The sequence below is a fragment of the Mucilaginibacter sp. genome (assembly GCF_028288185.1).
In the GTDB taxonomy this organism is placed as follows: Bacteria; Bacteroidota; Bacteroidia; order Sphingobacteriales; family Sphingobacteriaceae; genus Mucilaginibacter.
This window is the reverse complement of sequence record NZ_JAQBOF010000008.1, coordinates 241,820-258,722: the sequence shown is the minus strand read 5'-3', so window position 1 is coordinate 258,722 and position 16,903 is coordinate 241,820. Positions and strand designations below refer to the sequence as shown.

Sequence of the window (16,903 nt, the reverse complement as noted above, 5' to 3'; positions counted from 1 at the left end):
AACTGCTTATTTAAATTAGTTAAATGATTAATAGTTGATTACCAACCCGGATTTTGTTTCATATTCGGATTCTTCAGCACCTCGTTCAATGGAATAGGGTACAGGTATTGTTTGGTAGCAAAAACAGTAGTTAATACGTTTATTGGGTTATATATCGTTGTTGTACCAATTTTTGCAATAGATAGCCCGGTCCTTGGTTGGTTCATAACTGTTTCGGCAAGTCTCCATCTGCGGATATCAAAATACCTGTGCTCTTCCAAAAAGAATTCAATACGCCATTCGTTCTGTATAAAAGCACGCATCTGGGCAGTTGTCATGCCTTGTGGCACACCATAGGTATTACCTGTACCGGGCTTGATACCTGCCCGGGCTCTTATAGCGTAGATCTGTGTATAACAATCAGAAGGCGGAGTTCCTGCGGCCTCATTTTCGGCTTCGGCCAATCCTAATAAAACTTCGGCATATCTAAATACTATCCAGTCTTCAGAATGTGAAGGATACGGCGGGGCTATCTTCTGATCAACACCCATAAATTTAGAGGTGTAATAGCTGGTGACAGTTTGCTGTGTATTGATATTTGGCTTGTTGACGCCACCTTCGTAAGTTTGAATAGTGGTATTCAACCAACTACCGCCGTTGTAGATCAAATTGGCATCAAACCGAGGGTCGCGTTTAGTGGTATTTAATAACGAATACGGATCAGAAGCATTATAACCAGAGGTGGGATCCGTTATGGCCAAACCATTGATCATAGGGAATGCGTTCACAAATTCTTGGGTCGGGCTGGTATTACCCGCTGCGGCAGCAGGCTGTATGCCTATAGGGCCATTAGTTTTTTCGTTCTGGGTACCTATATCATTAGGCCTGATAAAGATCCGCTCTGAATTATTCTGTGTTAAAAATATATCTGTGTAACTCGGATCTAATTTATACGTACCTAAATTAACCACATCGCTGAAGGCATTGGCAGCCAATGTCCAGCGGTTAACATCATAGTTGGTGTAGCCGGTAAGCGGATTGGCCGGGTCAATATTACTGCCATTAAATAAAGGGCTCGCCGCATATAATAACGCCTTCGCTTTAAGCGTCAAAGCGGCGCCCTTCGTAACGCGGAAATTATCAGCGCTTGGGTTTGCCAGCGGATATGTTATTAAACTGTCTTTAATGGCATTACACTCACTTACTATATAGCTGATACAATCGGCAAAACTATTGCGCGGCAAGTTCAAATTATCAGTTATATTATAAACCTTATTACCCAATAACGGAACGCCGCCATAACGTTTTACCAATTCGAAATAAAAGTAAGCTCTTAAAAATCGGGCCTCATTGCGCCATATATACCGGGTACCTATGCCATTGGTTGATCCCTTAACGGGCACGACACCTATGTTAGCAATAAATTCATTTGCCGTACGTATACCTGCCCAGTATGAATCAGCGTTACCTGTATAGGCTATCGGTGTATTCCCATTATTGGTGGTAGTACCTTGCCATACATCTTCGGCGGTGGGCAATGTTGCCGAATTGTAAGCCCCTGTGGAAATGAGCTTTATAGGCGTAGTTGCGCTTGTTTGCGATGATACTGCATCATCAGAGGCTGCATCAAGGAAGTCGCTGCTTACGCGATTGTTTCCGTTTTTTACCGTAGCATAAATATTATACAGGTAATACTGCGCCTGTTTTCCGGCAGAGTCAAGCGGGCTGAAAATGATATTGAGAGTATTTTTATCCACTGGGAATTGCTCGTACTTTTTGCATCCGCATAATGCTACTACAAGCACCGTGATAAGCAAAATTTTATTTATATAGTTTTTCATTATCTGGATTTTTAATAATTATCAATTAAAGCTTAATGGTAAGGCCCGCGTTAAGCACCCTTTGTATAGGGTAACTGCCGGGCGTCACCTCCGGATCCATTCCTTTAAAGCCTGCCAGGGTCACCAGGTTTTCACCGTTCACAAAAAACCTTATGCCTGCCAATTTAAGGTGTCTGGTAGCATTGTAAGGTAGTGAATAACCAATTTCGGCATTTTTTAACCGTACATAGTCACCGGATTTAAGCCAGAAGCTGGAGAACTGCGCATTACTGCCTGCAGTTGATACCGCCAATCTTGGTAAGGTGGCAGTGCTGGCAGTCTCAGGCGTCCACCTCCCTGTAGATGATAAATAAGCTTGCCCGTTATTGGTAGAAAAGTCAAGACCGAAATTGTCTATTACGTTATTTTCTACACTTATCTGCCTGTTAGTAACACCTTGTATAATAGCCGAGAAGCTGAAACCTTTATAGCTAAAACCGAAATTTAAACCATAAAAGATCAATGGTTTGGTGCCGCCGATGGTAGACTGATCATATTGATTGATTACACCGTCGCCGTTAAGATCTTTATATTTGATATCACCTGGTTGTGGCGTGTAACCAACTATATGCGCGCTGGTTGCCGCATCCTGTGCGGTTTGATAAAAGCCGAGAGAGGTGTATCCATAAAATGTACCGGAAACAGGAAGGCCAGTCCGTTTGTTCCAAGGATATTGAGGAGTTAATTCATCGTTATAAATAATTTTTGACGCCTGTAAGTTACCATTGCCGGTTACAAAATAATTAAAGTTGCCCACATTGCCTTTATAGGTCAAACTTAACTCAACTCCCTGGTAAAGATTGATACCAATATTTTCGATCGGGTATTGCGCACCAAGCAGGGCAATGGTATTGCCCCTTATGCCAAGCACATTAAAATAACGATCATGATAGTAATCGGCAGTTACCATGAAATGGTCTTTAAACATGCTTATATCGGTACCAAAATCAATTTTGTCTGCACTTTCCCAGGTAATGTAAGGGTTAGCCAGGCTATTGTCATAACCATAATAAGCTGGACTATAGCCGGTGCCTATATTTAAAAATTTGCCGGCGGCCGCATTGCCCGAAGCATAAGTTTGATTGTATGCAAAATACAATGAACTATTGGAGGTTATGTTGGCATTGCCTGTACGGCCGTAAGTACCGCGCCATTTCCAACTGCTTATCCATTCAACATTATCCTTGATAAAATCTTCTTTACCCATTTGCCAGCCTAATCCGCCTGCATAAAAAGTACCGAACTGGAGGCCCGGCGGATAATAGTTATTACCACTCCGGTTCACGGCAGCTTCCGCCAGGTACTTGCCGTTATAATTATAACCAACCCTCAAGGCAATATTAGTAGTATTCTCAGTTAGGTCGTAATTGGAGTTAAATTCTTTAATGTCATACAAAGCCACAGCGCTTATACTATGTTTGCCAAATTGCCTGTCATAATTAAGGGATGCCTGGCCGAAGGATTGGCGAGAGGTATATACTTGTGAAAACACATTGGTTTGCGCAGATTGCCCACCGATAACTGAGTAAGTACTGTCTTTATTGTACAAATAAGAATTATTTTGTATGCCACGATTAAGCGTAGAAACCGACTGGTAAGAAAGGTTACCTTTCATTTTAGCCGTTAATCCTTTGGTCACACTGTTTAGGTTATAAGTAAGGTCAAGATTGGCTAATATATCGTTTGCGTTATTCTGTACGTAACCAGAATATTCGGTCATAGCCAATAAGTTATTACTAAAAGTACCTGTATTACCGCCAATGTTGCTGCCACCAAAAGATCCATTACGGTTGATTGGAGTATAAGCGTTACTGGGGGTATTGAACAATGAACTTAATACGTAGTTATATCCTAAAGATCCATTGTTATTAGTTGCACCAGGCTGATTGGTAGTTTGCACGCGACCGAATAACTGCAGGTCGACGTTCAGATTTTTATTAACCTGCACAGCAATGTCCGAATTGATAGTATAACGGGTGAGATCGTTATTGGTATTATACGGAATCTCGTTGGCAGTTTTAAATATACCGGTCTGGTCATAGTAACCTAATGATACGGTGTACTTGGCTACATTTGTACCGCCGTTGATATTTAACTTATAGGCAGTTTGCGGTGCCTCGTTGTTGAGTATTGTATTAAACCAGTTAATATCCGGGTGACCGTATGGATCGCTATGGTTACGATAGGCAGTAAAATCTGCAGCCGAATACTGTGGTAATTTTCCGTCGCTTGTCAGTGTTTCGTTGATCAGATAAGCGTATTCATAAGCCGACAGCGGAGTTGGGATACTCAATGACTTCTGTATACCTTCTTCAGCGGTAAAAGTGATCTTCGGCGGGCCCTCTTTACCACGTTTAGTAGTAATTAAAATTACTGGACGTGAACTATTTACGCCTAAAAGAATGGTAGATAACCCGTCTTTCAGCACAGATATTGATTCAATAGATTCCGGATCGATAGAAGATATCTCACGTTGAACACCGTCAATAACCGTTATAGGTGTTTGGCCCCTAACGGTAACGGCAAACTCTGTATTATCAGTTGATACTGCGTTACGTGTTGACCCGGCTATGGTGTTTCCTGGTATGCCACCAGAGACAGTTAATGATGTGGTGTTAAAAGCGGTAAAGCCACTGGATTGCTGCGTATATAGGCCAGAAAGCTGCCCAGGAAGCGCGTAAACATCGAGTGATGCCGGAGTTGTTGTCAGCTGATCTGTATAAACAGTAGCTATAGAACCAAGCATGTTCGATCTATTGGCAACGCCATAAAGCACCTGCACCTTATCAGGAAATATCAAATGATCTTGTTCCAGTTTAACGGTAAAGTTATTAGATGTGTTGGAAACAACTTCACGCACTTCATGATCCTTAAACTTAAAAACCAGCACAGCTCCAGTGACAGCTTTTATCTCAAAAAATCCGATAGCGTTAGACACAACATGGGTAGTATCGCCTTTTATCGATACAAATACACCTTGTTGTGGCCTGCTGAATTCATCAAGCATTGTACCGCTTATGTAGCCAGGTCGCACGGACCCAATGGCAGCCGGCGTTTCCTTTTGAGCGTAACTTACAGTAGCCATCAGCAGCATAATGATCCCTGTTAAGTATTTCTTTGAGTAGCAATAGAGCATAGAATCAGATTTAAATTGTTAATATAATTGAAACATAATTAGGGCCTTTATATCTCGTTTTGCGCTATACAAAGGCTGATATAATCACTTAGATACCTGTTTTAGGCCGGGCGTAAAAAGCCCGGCCTGGTATTATAAACATTTAAATTTATAAGTAAACGCGGCGGCGGTATTGCCATACCCTACCTGTATAGTACCGGCCTGGTTAGTGATATAATAGGTCATACTTACTATAGACTGTCCGGTGGTTGCGCCGAATAACGCCTTTGGCCAGAAAGTGATCTGGTACACTCCGCTGCCGGCGGACGTCTGTGTCATCATTGTTTTAGGTCCTGGCGTACATGCATTTAATGTTTTACCATCGCTGGTGGTGGCGGTAGCACAAATATAAACCGCCGGGTTTGCCGCGTTTGTTCCCAATGGAGTGCTCACTATGTTATTGTTGTAAGTAAGTGTTACAATATCATTATCTAATGATTTTGGGGGATCAATGGTGGTTAACTGCGGGTTACAAAAATCTACCAGGTCTCCGGTTCCGCCGGTGAGCGAAAAACATGGTGTGGTAAACTCATTATAATATTCACTTGTCGGGCTGGAATCACCGTCGTTACCGTCAAAAGTAAAGGCGTTCACATCGTTAGCAATAACATAAGCAAGCTTTACCAGGGTAGGATTGTTATCCGCTCCAATATTTGTGATCTGTATGTTAATAGCTACGGTCATTAGATCACCATTGGCGTAAGTAATTATGGCGTCGCTTTGAAAAGGTATCCATTCCATATCATCTATCAGGTTTCCCTCCAGGCCAAAAAAAGATTTCATGTAGGCTGCCCAACTTAAACCACCTGCATGGTTATTAATTATGGCGGCTGGTATCAGGGTCATGTTTCCATTTCCTTTGCTGCTTGTATAAGTTACTTTAGCATTTTTTGAAAGGTTCCATCCTTTTGGAGCCAGGATGCCAAATATCATGTGTGCCGTGCCGCTGCTATTGGTATGCGAAGTAGCATTAACCGTTATAGAAACGGTTGAACCAACAACCGCGCTGGCAGGTTGGTTAACGCTGTTAATAATTAAATAACAACAGCTTAAGGAAATGCCCAGCAATACTACTGCGCACAGCAACCATAATTTTTTTCCTTTTATACGTAAACGTGTTTTCATCTATATAAATTTAGTATAGGATTATTTTTTAATCAATGTATATACATAACTGTTTTGAGCGCATCCCGGGCTGAAAGTGAGCGTTATTTGCCTTGCACCTGATACTATGGGATAATTAAATACTGTAGTAACAGATGATGAACCAGTAGCGGTAAATGTTATCTTGAATGGAAAATTCGGATCGTCCAAAGCGAACTTACCGTCGGCAGCGATGATAAACGGAACAGGATTCACCAAACTATAAGTTCCTGCCGATGCATCAAATTTTATATTGAACTGTGAAAAATCAAAAACAGGAATTAGGTTAGTGCCGTTGCGTGTAGCGCTTATTACTTTCCATGTACCGGTAATGTCTTTAGCAGACTCGGCCACCGGCGATATCTTTTCAAGCCTACATGATGTCCAAACAAAGGCTATACACGCCACAAGCAGACAAATATTCTTTTTTAATGTAAATTGGATATTCATAATGGTTTTTTAATTTATCGTCTAACAACTTTTATTTTTTAATTAATAGCCCGGGTTTTGAACAAGTGTGGGCGATTTACCCGTCTCAGATAACGGGAACGGCCATAAATACATTGCCGGGCGGAAGTTGTGCTTGGTAACATTAAATAAATTATAAGCTGTTGAAGTGGTTGTTTTATCAACCTCCATACCTTGCGCCTGTATATTTTCGGTCGTAGTTGCTATTTTCCAGCGCCTTACGTCCCAAAACCTAAATCCCTCATAAGCCAGCTCAATGCGCCTTTCGTTTTGAATATAAGTACGCATTTGGCTTTGGCTAAGACCGGTAGGCAATGCGGCAGGATTTAAGCCTGCACGTGTGCGTACAGACTTAATGGCGTCATAAACATTGTTAGTTGGTCCTTCAAATTCGTTTGCAGCTTCTGCATAGTTAAGCAATACCTCAGCGTACCGCATAAGAGGTATACAACGATTGGTCGTGTTGAAAAGAGTAGCGGCAAGCCCATTAGGATCAAGCATTTTATTATGATAATAACCGGTAACTGTTCCTATATGAACTGCATCGGGAGTTCCGTCGTTACCTAAACCATTATAAATATTTACAGGACCAGTTCCTATGGCCTGGCCCGAACTGTTCCGTATCAATAGCGGAGTTTGATCATGGATAATAGTGTAATTAAACCGGGGATCGCGATTGCTATAAGGATTAGCAGGATCATAACCGGATGTTGGGTCGGTTATTAACTTACCATTGTTCATAGGGAATGCGTCCACCATATCCTGGTAAGGAAACCCGCCGCCGCCGCCAGAACGGGAAGGAGGAAGAAATAAGCTTTCAAGATCATAATTCGCACCCTCCATTACTTGTAAAATACACTCAGGATTTGTCCTCATCGTAAACAAACCCTGGAATCCTGCACCCGGCACTGTAGTAGCTATGCCTGTAGCGGGCGTAGTATTTAAGGAATATTGTCCTGATGAGATAACTGCCAATGCCGCATTCTCGGCCAGTTGCCAGCGGGTTGGATCAGGCGTTGGATACCCTACCAATGAAGGATCCACTGCGCCGGATGAGCTTGCACCGGCATCAGTTGGCAAAGTAGTACCGTTAAACAATGGGCTTGCGGCCCACAACAACACCCTTGCCTTTAAGGCCAAACAAGCGCCGCCAGATGCACGGCCATAATTAAGCCCACTTTGTGTAATGGGAAGAATAGGCTCAACAGCATCACACTCTGAAGTAATGTAGCTTACAGTAGCAGCAAAAGTGGCCCTCTTTACATTAATAGGTGTAGTATAAGTAAGGAGGCTATCGCCAACTAACGGAACGCCGCCGTAGTGTTGTAATAAAATTGCATAATACCATGCACGTAAAAACCTGGCCTCTGCAACAACCTGTGTTTTGTTTACAGCTTTCATAGCAGTCTTGCTAATATTCGCCAATAACTGGTTCACCGCCCTGATATTAGTATAGCAAGTATTATACGCCTGATTACTAATAGTACCAGCGTTTATTGTACCGGTGGCAAAACCAGAAGCATCTGTCGCTTTGGTGTTGAAAGGTTCAGCTTCATCACTGGCTGCGTCTAAACCGCCATTGCCAAACCTGTTAGCGGAACTACTAAACCCAATGCTGGTATAAATATTAGCAAGGAAGCCCATAGTTTTAGCACTATCGGCAAATACGGTAGTTTGATTTAGATTGGTGGTTGAAGTAGATGCTAAAAAGCTTTCACTTTTTTTACACGACTGTATAACTAAAGTAAAGCTTAGCGAAGTAACAACCAGAAAAGCAACTAAAGGAAAGTAAATTTTCTTCATATTAAGTTTTTATAATTAATAGTATAATCAATTGAACCCCCAACAATTTAAAACTACTCGAAAAAACGATTTAGCAACTAATAGTAAACTGTGTTTGCAACAAAAAATAAAAATGATATAAGTATAATTGGTTTTATAAACAAAGTGGTCAACTTTGATGACACTAAGATACGGGACAAAAACGATTTAGCAAATTTATTTTTATATTATTCTAATTATTATTTCCACGTTTATTTTCGCAAATATCATTTTCTGTTTGGAGCAAGCGATTTTTTGAAAATAACGCATCCCAATGATTTGAATTTTATTATTTGTTTAATACTCCTCGCCCTTTTTGATATTTCATTCTCTTAATTTTTTATAGATTTATTAAAAAAACGACTGAAATATAGCATCTGGTAGTTAATAGAATTGCTCCAGTACTCCCAGGTATGCGCTCCGGGACGCACTGTAAAGTCATGCGGAATCTTTTTCTCCGTCAATTTTTCATGAAGGTTAAGATTAACTTTGTATGAAAAATCATCTACACCTACGTCAAAGGTTATAGCCAGCGACTTGGTGTTTATCAATCCTATTAAATTAACAACACTGCTTTGTTCCCAGTTTTCGCGATTGGTATTATATTTTCCGAGTACCTGGTCAATGCCAAAACTTTCTGAAAAAGGCGACAGATCAACAATTCCGCTCATACTGCCCGCCGCTCCAAAAACATCCTGGTGTTTAATTGCCAGGTATAATGCGCCATGCCCGCCCATACTCAATCCTGTTATTGCTCGTTCTGACGGGTCGGTTATAGTATTATAATGTTTATCAATCCAGTTTACCAACTCAACGGCCACGTAAGTTTCGTACCTTAAGTCTTTATTCACCGGGCTATTTAAATACCAGCCAGCAAAAGCGCCATCGGGGCAAACAATAATTACATGATATTGGTCTGCAAGTTTCTTTATCGCCGGCACCTTCGTAATCCAATCGGTATAATTACCGCTGAAACCATGTAAAAGATAAAGGGTTGGGTACCGGTTGTCTGAATCATAATTGTCAGGTTTTATCACAACAGCTTTAATGTTTCTATGCATTGCGTTGCTGTAAGTAAGCGCGGTATCAACTGTGGCTGCGTTAGCTATCACGCAGCCAGCCAATACAAGCAGCAAAGCGGTAATAAAGTGTTTTAATATTGGTTTTTTCATTTTATTTCCTTTATCTGTATATGATGTTTTTGTGGTTTGTTGATTGCATAAATTTCATCAGTTAGTACATCCATCTCCTTTTGCCAGGCGTTACGCAACGTTTTATATTGTGCCTTCATGTAGTTATCCTTATTGCCGCGAATAAAAATATCTTTAATAGACGCCTTTTCAACCGTGTCCATCGCCGCGCGATTATCGGCAAACAATAGGCCCTTATTTTTCAACAAGCCAAATTCTACATAGCCATAATTACGCAGCCTACGCTCAATTTCCCATCGTTCTTCATTTAATTCCCGTATTTGGATAGCTTGCTGGTATTGCGGCGTATTGGTTTGTTCGGCCAGGTTAACGCCTTCAGCCAACTCCTGTGCCGTATAGTTGATTATTGGTTCGTTATCGATAGTTAGCTGGTAAATTCCGCTTTTTAACCCTCGTACAGTTAACAACTCCCGATTAAACTCCTGCATAAAAGGTATCAATGTTAAAGCTTCTGACTGCTTTTTCCTATTACCCCAAGCGCGTGGAATGGTATCGATAGGATAAGGCAGCGAATTGGCCATGTAATCAAAGGCCAGTTCATCATCCGATCCGGTCAAATTAGTTACAGTGCTATTAACAGATTTGGATACCTTTCTATCTAAAGCATTAATAGCTACATCGGCAACCACTTTGTTAGCCAGTCCCTGTGTTTTTAAAAACAGGTAGGCCATCACCAAGTGGCCGTCGTTATCGGGATGGATGCGATCATTGGGGGTTAAGCTAAATGCAGGGTTTTTGGCTTGCTCGCGCAGGTTGATGGCCGACATCGGCCGGTCAAAATCAACAAAGTCCCACCCATTTTTCTGAGCTGTAGCCTGCTGAAAATCTATCAATTGCTGAAAAGCTGCAGCTTTGCCGTGATATAACCGGTTAGGATTACTGGTGGTGGTTTCATCATACGGTGAACCTAAAATAAATATCTTTCTTACGCCGAATATTTTTTTTAATTTTTCATCCAATACCGCGTACCGCTGTTCGGCTAATTGTACGCTTTTTACGGCATAATCAGCAGCATCAGGCTTATACCATTCAAAATACCCGCTATCGTTCATCCCCCAGGTTACAGTTAATACGGTTGGTTTTTTTGGTAATATATCATCGTCAAACCGGTCCGCCATTTGTTTAACATTGTCACCGCCAATCCCCGCGTTAATACAGGTTATCCGCATATTTGGGAAATGTGTCATATAATACAGCCAGATGTATGAATGGTAGTGCCCGCCATCGGTGATACTATTACCTAAAAAAACCACACGGTCGCCCGCATGGAACGGGCTTATCGTCTGCGCCTGGATATTAATGCTTGCACAGCCTATTGCCGAAGCAGTGATAAATAATTTGATAAAGTTTTTCATATAAATTGTTATTTAACTTATTCAATACGGCAAATCCAACCGTCGCCCTGGACCATATCAGCAATATAGCTTAGCTGTCGCCCTTTCGGCGCTGGATCTTTTTGCCGGGTGACGGCAGGCTGAAAACTGGTCGGCTGAATAACATGCCTGCAAATTCAATGGTTGATACTTCCCGGCCATACTCCTTTAATTAGCGATACCCCAGTTTTTATTCGGTGCTGCGCCCATGGTAAGTTCTAATGTTCCCCCGTTAGTTACATCCCTAAAATCAATGTAACATTTGTTGTAACTCAGCCCATTTAACTTAGCGTTTTGTATATAAATGTTTGCCGCCGAGTTATTATGGGCTATTATCGTAAACGTTTTGCCTTTTGCATAATGCGGGTCGAGCTTAAAAACAACTTTGTCAAACACGGGGCTCGTAATTTCCTGCCGGGTATCACCGGGACAAACTGGGTACATACCGCTTGCTGCCAGCACATACCAGGCCGACATTTGTCCTACGTCCTCATTGCCTACCAGGCCTTCAACATTGTTATGATAGGCACGCCTGCAAATTGCACGTGTCCATTTTTGAGTTAACCAGGGTGCGCCCAGCCTGTTAAATAAAAAAGGTACATGATGAACAGGCTCGTTAGCATGATTATAATAATCATTCCACATCATGTTATCCGGCGTTTTGTTGAACATGTTCTCCAGGTCGGCAATTACCTTTTGATTTCCCCCCATCAGCTTTGCCATACCAGGCACATCCTGGGGCACAAAAAAACCTTGCTGGTAAGGATTACTTTCAATAGTGCCATACCATTGCTTCTGGCGGCCCGAATCTGGCCAGCTCGTCCATTTGCCGTCTTTATCACGGGGTCTGAACCAGCCTTTTTCGGCATCGAAAATATTTTTATAGTCCTGACCCCTGCCCATATATTTTTCAGCATCAGCGATTTTACCCATAGACTTTGCCATTTGGCCAACACACCAATCGGCGTAGGCATATTCCAGCGTGTAAGAAATACTTAGCGGTTCCGCAGTATAGCCTTTCGCGCCGTTTCCAAACTGATCTACTGAGTTTACGGCTAACTGGTAGGCTTTGGGCACGTCAAAATTGCGGATGCCTTTCTCATAAGCGTCGGCAATAACCGAGACTGCCGGATTGCCAATCATACAGCCACTGTAAGCGTTCATCATTTCCCAGCGCTCCAGGTAATTTTTCTTCTTTTCATCCGCCAGCGAAACCAGCGAATTGATCATATCATTTACCAGCGAGGGATTAATGATAGTTTGTAAAGGCATTTGGCTCCTGAAAACATCCCACCCGCTAAAAATGGTTCGTTTGGTAAACCCAGCGGACCGATGCGCTTTCCCATCACCCCCCGGGTATTGGCCATCCACATCTTCCATTATTCGCGGATCAATCATGGTGTGGTATAATGCAGTATAGAAAACTGTCTTTTGTTCTTTATTACCACCTGTAATAGCCACTTTTGACAAAGCATTGTTCCAAAGCTGCACGGCTAGCTGGTGCACCGCGTCAAAATCAAACCCTTTGATCTCAGTTTCCAAATTATGTTTTGCCCCGGCAATGCTGACAAACGATATGCCCGATTTAAGCAAAACCTGTTCGTTGGCTGTTGTGGCAAATTCGGTATAAAAGCCCATATGCTTACCCTCCATTCCGTTAATGCCTTTTAAAACTGCTGCATCAGCAATTAACTTTTGATATTTTGCGCTTTCTACATCTTCAGTCAATCTCGGCTGGTTATCAGGGATATTAGCGCTCCAAACACCATAATTTTTCAATGGCTTACTAAACTGGGCATAAAAGTAAACGGTATAATCGGCGCTTCCCTTGCCATCGCCCCAGCCGCCGCCTAAGGGGCTACATTTCATCCAGCCTTCGATCGTATGATCGCCAATGACTTTGACGTACTGCGAGGTAGAAGTGCCGCCTACACGACGGGCCAGATCAATTTGAATGCGCGACCGGGTGTTCGGTGCAAAAGTAAAACGCAGTATTCCGCTATGCGCTGCAGCAGTTGCTTCAGCTTTAATATGATGATCGGTCAATAAAACGGAATAATAACCTGCCGAGGCTTTTTCGCTTTTTTTTGAAAAATGAGACCGGTAGCCGCCTTCGGGATGGTCAACCTTACCAGCAACCGTTATTAGTTTTCCTGCTGTGGGCATCACCAAAAAGTTACCCAGGTCACCGTCCCAGCCCACGCCGCTCATCTGGGTAAAGGCAAAACCTTCTATGCTGGTATGTTCATGGCTATACCCCGAACCGTTATCGCCGCCGGTTATGGTGTTGGGGCTAACCTGCACCATACCATAGGGTGTAGCTGCACCGGGGAATGTTTTACCGAGACCATGGTATACTCCGGCATCTGCCGCGCTTGTACTGGCGCCAATAAACGGATTAACATACTGTGCCGGGCCCTGCGCCTTAGCCAATGTCCCTAACAAAAGGAAAAAGATTGTTAAATATTTCTTTATCATCAACAATATGAGTTATAGCACTAACTGTATTTCTATTTTATGCTTTACTGGATTATTAATTCTGGAAGTATCATCGCGCAAATATTTATACAAACCGTCAATAATATGAGCAAGGCAAATGAAACTCTGTCGGTCATTTAATTATTATATTAACAGACAAGATGATCTATTATAATTGGTTATTAAGCTGCAAATTAGATAAAAAAAACGATTTAGCAAATTTGAAAATATTTTATGGATTATTGCGCCGCACTTAATTTTAGTGTTCGGATGGCAAACTGCGGCATACTGATTAAAACAGATGATTTGTTGTTACTGGCCGTTACTTTCAGGTTCGCTTTTATCTCACCGTTTAATTCCACCAACTGAACATTGGCGGGCCTGTAATCAAATGTAATTTTGTTTTCGTTGGCCTCCCTCTGCATTAAATAACCTCACAGCATATCCGTTCCGTCAAATACAACAGACGATACTTCCATGCCTTTGTGTTCTATTTGAATTAATGACCGGTGTTCATCGCCTGCTGCGGGTTTAATATCGGTGATTTCTAGGAATTAGATCGAGAAATAACAGTAAGGGTCCTAACCTAGCCAGCTGAAAAGTCGGCTTGAACTCACCGATTATAAACACCCAAACAATATTATTTCTAATAGGTTACAGATTTTGCAAAAGACTCAATCCATAAAATTTAAACTCGATCCTGATATTTTAATTATTATGTTAAGTAATAAGGGGATTTCAAACTACTAAAATTTAGTATCTAAAAGTTAAATTATTATATTCAGTCGTTTAAATTCTGCCATCTGCTTTAATTCCTGCATAAAATGGTTCGAAAAACGTCCAATAGGTTCACACTGTGAAGCCTTTTAAAGAAATTTGAGAGGCTTTTTTATTTACTAAAACATCAAAGCTATAGTTTATGCTGTGTTTCAATGCTAAAATAGAGATAGTAGGTATAAATCCTTACGTATCGTTACCTGATGATGTATTAGCCCAACTTTTTACGCAAGCGCAAAAAAATAAAGGCCCCATACCGGTTAAAGGTTTTATTAACGACAAACCTTTTTTACAGCGGTTAATAAAACTAAAAGATATCTGGAGATTATATATCAATACTTCCATGCTTAAAAACTCGCCAAAAAAGATAGGCGAAACCATTGCTGTTAAAATAGAATTTGATCCTGCTGTACATGTAATAACACCACACCCTAAACTGGTAAAGGCTTTATCGCTTAACAAAGAAGCTAAAGCCATTTTTGACGCTTTAACACCTTCTTTACAATTTGAGATGATTAGATATATTTCTAATTTAAAGAATGAAGAAAGTATAGATAGAAACGTTATAAAAGCAATTGACTTTTTGTTGGGAAATGACAGGTTTATAGGAAGAGCGCCAATTAGGAAACAATAACTTTTAAACTTCCAGGTTGAAAATATCCTTCAAAACCTTCTTAGCCGCATTATACCCACACATACCATGCACACCGCCACCTGGTGGTGTAGATGATGAACAGATATATAATCCTTTTGCTGATGTTTTATAAGGCGACCAACGCAAAGCCGGCCTGGTAAACAATTGGCCGATATCCAGTATCCCACCGTTAATATCGCCGCCTATATAGTTGTGATTATATGCCTCAATCTGAGCAGCGTTCATAGTATGTTTAGCTATTATACTATCGCGAAAACCCGGCGCAAAACGCTCTACCTGATTTTCAATAATGGCGGTCATATCCTGGATAGATCCGTTAGGGACATGGCAATATGCCCAGGCGGTTTGTTTGCCTTCGGGCGCGCGCGTTTTATCAAACAAGCTTTGCTGGGCCAGCAGTACAAAGGGCCTTTCGGCTTGTCGGCCCTTGCTTGTCATCAACTCTCCTTCTGCAATCTCTTCAAAAGTATTACCTAAGTGTATGGTGCCGGCTTGCTTACATTCATCAGCAGTAAAAGGTATTGGGCCGTCTAACGCCCAGTCAATTTTAAATACACCCATACCATAGCGGTAACGCTCCAACTGCCATTTGTAAATAGATGAGAATTTATGTCCTGCTATCTGCAAAATTTGCTTTGGCGTTACATCGAATAATACCGCTTGTGCCGATGGTAGCTGATCTAATGATGTCACATAGGTTCCGGTTTGTATCGTCCCGCCTATCGACTTAAAATAACCAGCTAATGCCGTTGCTATACTGGCCGAACCACCTTTGGGTATAGGCCATCCTTTTAAATGCCCGGTAGTCATTAGTACCAAACCAATTGCGGTAGTGCTTAAATTACTTAAAGGTTGTATAGCGTGTGCCGCCATGCCGCCAAATAAACCGCGTGCCTGTGTAGTTTTAAAGCGTTTGGCAAAGGTGGTAGCACTGCTTAATGCTTTCAAACCAAACTCTGCCATTGCCAACGGATGTGCCGGAAAATGTAACGGACCTAAAGCGTCCTGATCAATTAAGGGCCATGCGCCGGTTATCGAGCGCATTAGAGCGGTGTAGGTTTGTACATCTTCGCCCAGGTAATCAGCGGTTTTTTTAATGGAGTTATCTAAAATTGCGGCCGTACCATCATCAAATGGGTGTGCTGCTGCCAATGTAGGTTGTATATATTCCAATCCATGATCTGCCAGCGGCAAAGTTTTAAAAAATGGCGATGCTACTGCCAATGGATGAATTGCCGAGCAAACATCATGGATAAAACCCGGTAATGTTAATTCGGCCGAGGTTAGCCCCCCACCTATCACATCCTTACCCTCCAATATCAAAACGGATAACCCTTGCTGTTGCAATAATATAGCGGCGGCAAGCCCGTTTGGCCCGGAGCCTACTACAATGGCATCATAATCGCGTTTTTCTAAAGTCATATAGATTTAACAAATATAGCTTATCCTGATTTAAGAAAACATGAGCTGACAGGCTAATTAAAATCCAAAATTTATAATTAGCTTTGATAACCAAACCACTATTTCACATGAAATCTTTTTTCTGTTTTTCTTTAATCTGTGGCCTGTTTTTAAGTAACACCACTTGTGTGCATGCGCAAAGCACTGAAGACATCCACGCAAAAGCTATACGATTGGCACTGGAAGCCGGTGGCTTAAATACTACCGGACATCCCTCGGCATCAAAAGACTACGGACCTTTTTTAATAAAAGCAGGTTTTGATACGGTAAGCATGGTCAACTATAAACCTACACCCGGTGATATCAGGGTAATTCAACCTTATCCAAACGGAGAAGTTTCAGGCTTTATTGATATGTTTGATGGGCAGATCTGGGTTTCTGAATATAAAGAAGATGGTTTTTGGCCCACTCCGCAATACGAGAAATATAAACCAAAGTACCAGATTTTTAGATGGGCAAAAAAAAGCCGGTAATAATCTCAA

Annotated in this window: 11 protein-coding genes; 2 read left to right on the top strand and 9 right to left on the bottom strand. The window is 41.7% G+C overall.

The features are described from left to right. Positions 1 to 38: 38 nt before the first annotated feature. From JWQ34_RS03665 to JWQ34_RS03630, 8 genes are all read right to left on the bottom strand, one after another. A complete protein-coding gene (locus JWQ34_RS03665; protein ID WP_299354036.1) occupies positions 39 to 1,736 on the bottom strand; it encodes a RagB/SusD family nutrient uptake outer membrane protein in 1,698 nt (565 codons plus the stop codon). A gap of 109 nt (positions 1,737 to 1,845) precedes the next feature. After that, positions 1,846 to 4,995, bottom strand: coding sequence for a SusC/RagA family TonB-linked outer membrane protein (locus JWQ34_RS03660; protein ID WP_299354034.1), 3,150 nt, complete (start codon positions 4,993 to 4,995; stop codon positions 1,846 to 1,848). Positions 4,996 to 5,127: 132 nt separating this feature from the next. Then, complete coding sequence (locus JWQ34_RS03655; RefSeq protein WP_299354033.1) at positions 5,128 to 6,159, bottom strand: DUF4961 domain-containing protein; 1,032 nt, start codon at positions 6,157 to 6,159, stop codon at positions 5,128 to 5,130. 21 nt (positions 6,160 to 6,180) lie between these two features. Further along, complete coding sequence (locus tag JWQ34_RS03650) at positions 6,181 to 6,627, bottom strand: DUF5004 domain-containing protein (protein WP_299354032.1); 447 nt, start codon at positions 6,625 to 6,627, stop codon at positions 6,181 to 6,183. Between the two features lie 42 nt (positions 6,628 to 6,669). Beyond that, on the bottom strand, positions 6,670 to 8,448 hold the full coding sequence (locus JWQ34_RS03645) for a RagB/SusD family nutrient uptake outer membrane protein (protein WP_299354031.1): 1,779 nt from the start codon (positions 8,446 to 8,448) through the stop codon (positions 6,670 to 6,672). Between the two features lie 350 nt (positions 8,449 to 8,798). Then, complete coding sequence (locus JWQ34_RS03640) at positions 8,799 to 9,638, bottom strand: alpha/beta hydrolase family protein (RefSeq protein WP_299354030.1); 840 nt, start codon at positions 9,636 to 9,638, stop codon at positions 8,799 to 8,801. After that, the gene (locus tag JWQ34_RS03635) at positions 9,635 to 11,032 is read right to left on the bottom strand and encodes an SGNH/GDSL hydrolase family protein (RefSeq protein ID WP_299354029.1); all 1,398 of its coding nucleotides are present in this window, start codon (positions 11,030 to 11,032) and stop codon (positions 9,635 to 9,637) included. Before JWQ34_RS03635 ends, JWQ34_RS03640 begins: the two co-directional genes overlap by 4 nt. Before the next feature lie 186 nt (positions 11,033 to 11,218). Further along, on the bottom strand, positions 11,219 to 13,528 hold the full coding sequence (locus tag JWQ34_RS03630) for a GH92 family glycosyl hydrolase (RefSeq protein WP_299354028.1): 2,310 nt from the start codon (positions 13,526 to 13,528) through the stop codon (positions 11,219 to 11,221). A gap of 919 nt (positions 13,529 to 14,447) precedes the next feature. Between JWQ34_RS03630 and JWQ34_RS03625 the strand changes: the two genes are divergently transcribed. Next, positions 14,448 to 14,939, top strand: a complete 492-nt coding sequence (locus JWQ34_RS03625; protein WP_299354027.1) for a YdeI/OmpD-associated family protein — start codon at positions 14,448 to 14,450, stop codon at positions 14,937 to 14,939. Between the two features lie 3 nt (positions 14,940 to 14,942). On the opposite strand, the gene JWQ34_RS03620 is transcribed toward JWQ34_RS03625, so the two are convergent. After that, entirely contained in the window at positions 14,943 to 16,382 is a 1,440-nt protein-coding gene (locus JWQ34_RS03620; protein WP_299354026.1) for an NAD(P)/FAD-dependent oxidoreductase, read from the bottom strand. A gap of 107 nt (positions 16,383 to 16,489) precedes the next feature. Here JWQ34_RS03620 and JWQ34_RS03615 point away from each other — a divergent pair, with 107 nt between their 5' ends. Further along, positions 16,490 to 16,894, top strand: coding sequence for a hypothetical protein (locus JWQ34_RS03615; RefSeq protein ID WP_299354025.1), 405 nt, complete (start codon positions 16,490 to 16,492; stop codon positions 16,892 to 16,894). The last annotated feature ends 9 nt before the right edge of the window (positions 16,895 to 16,903 follow it).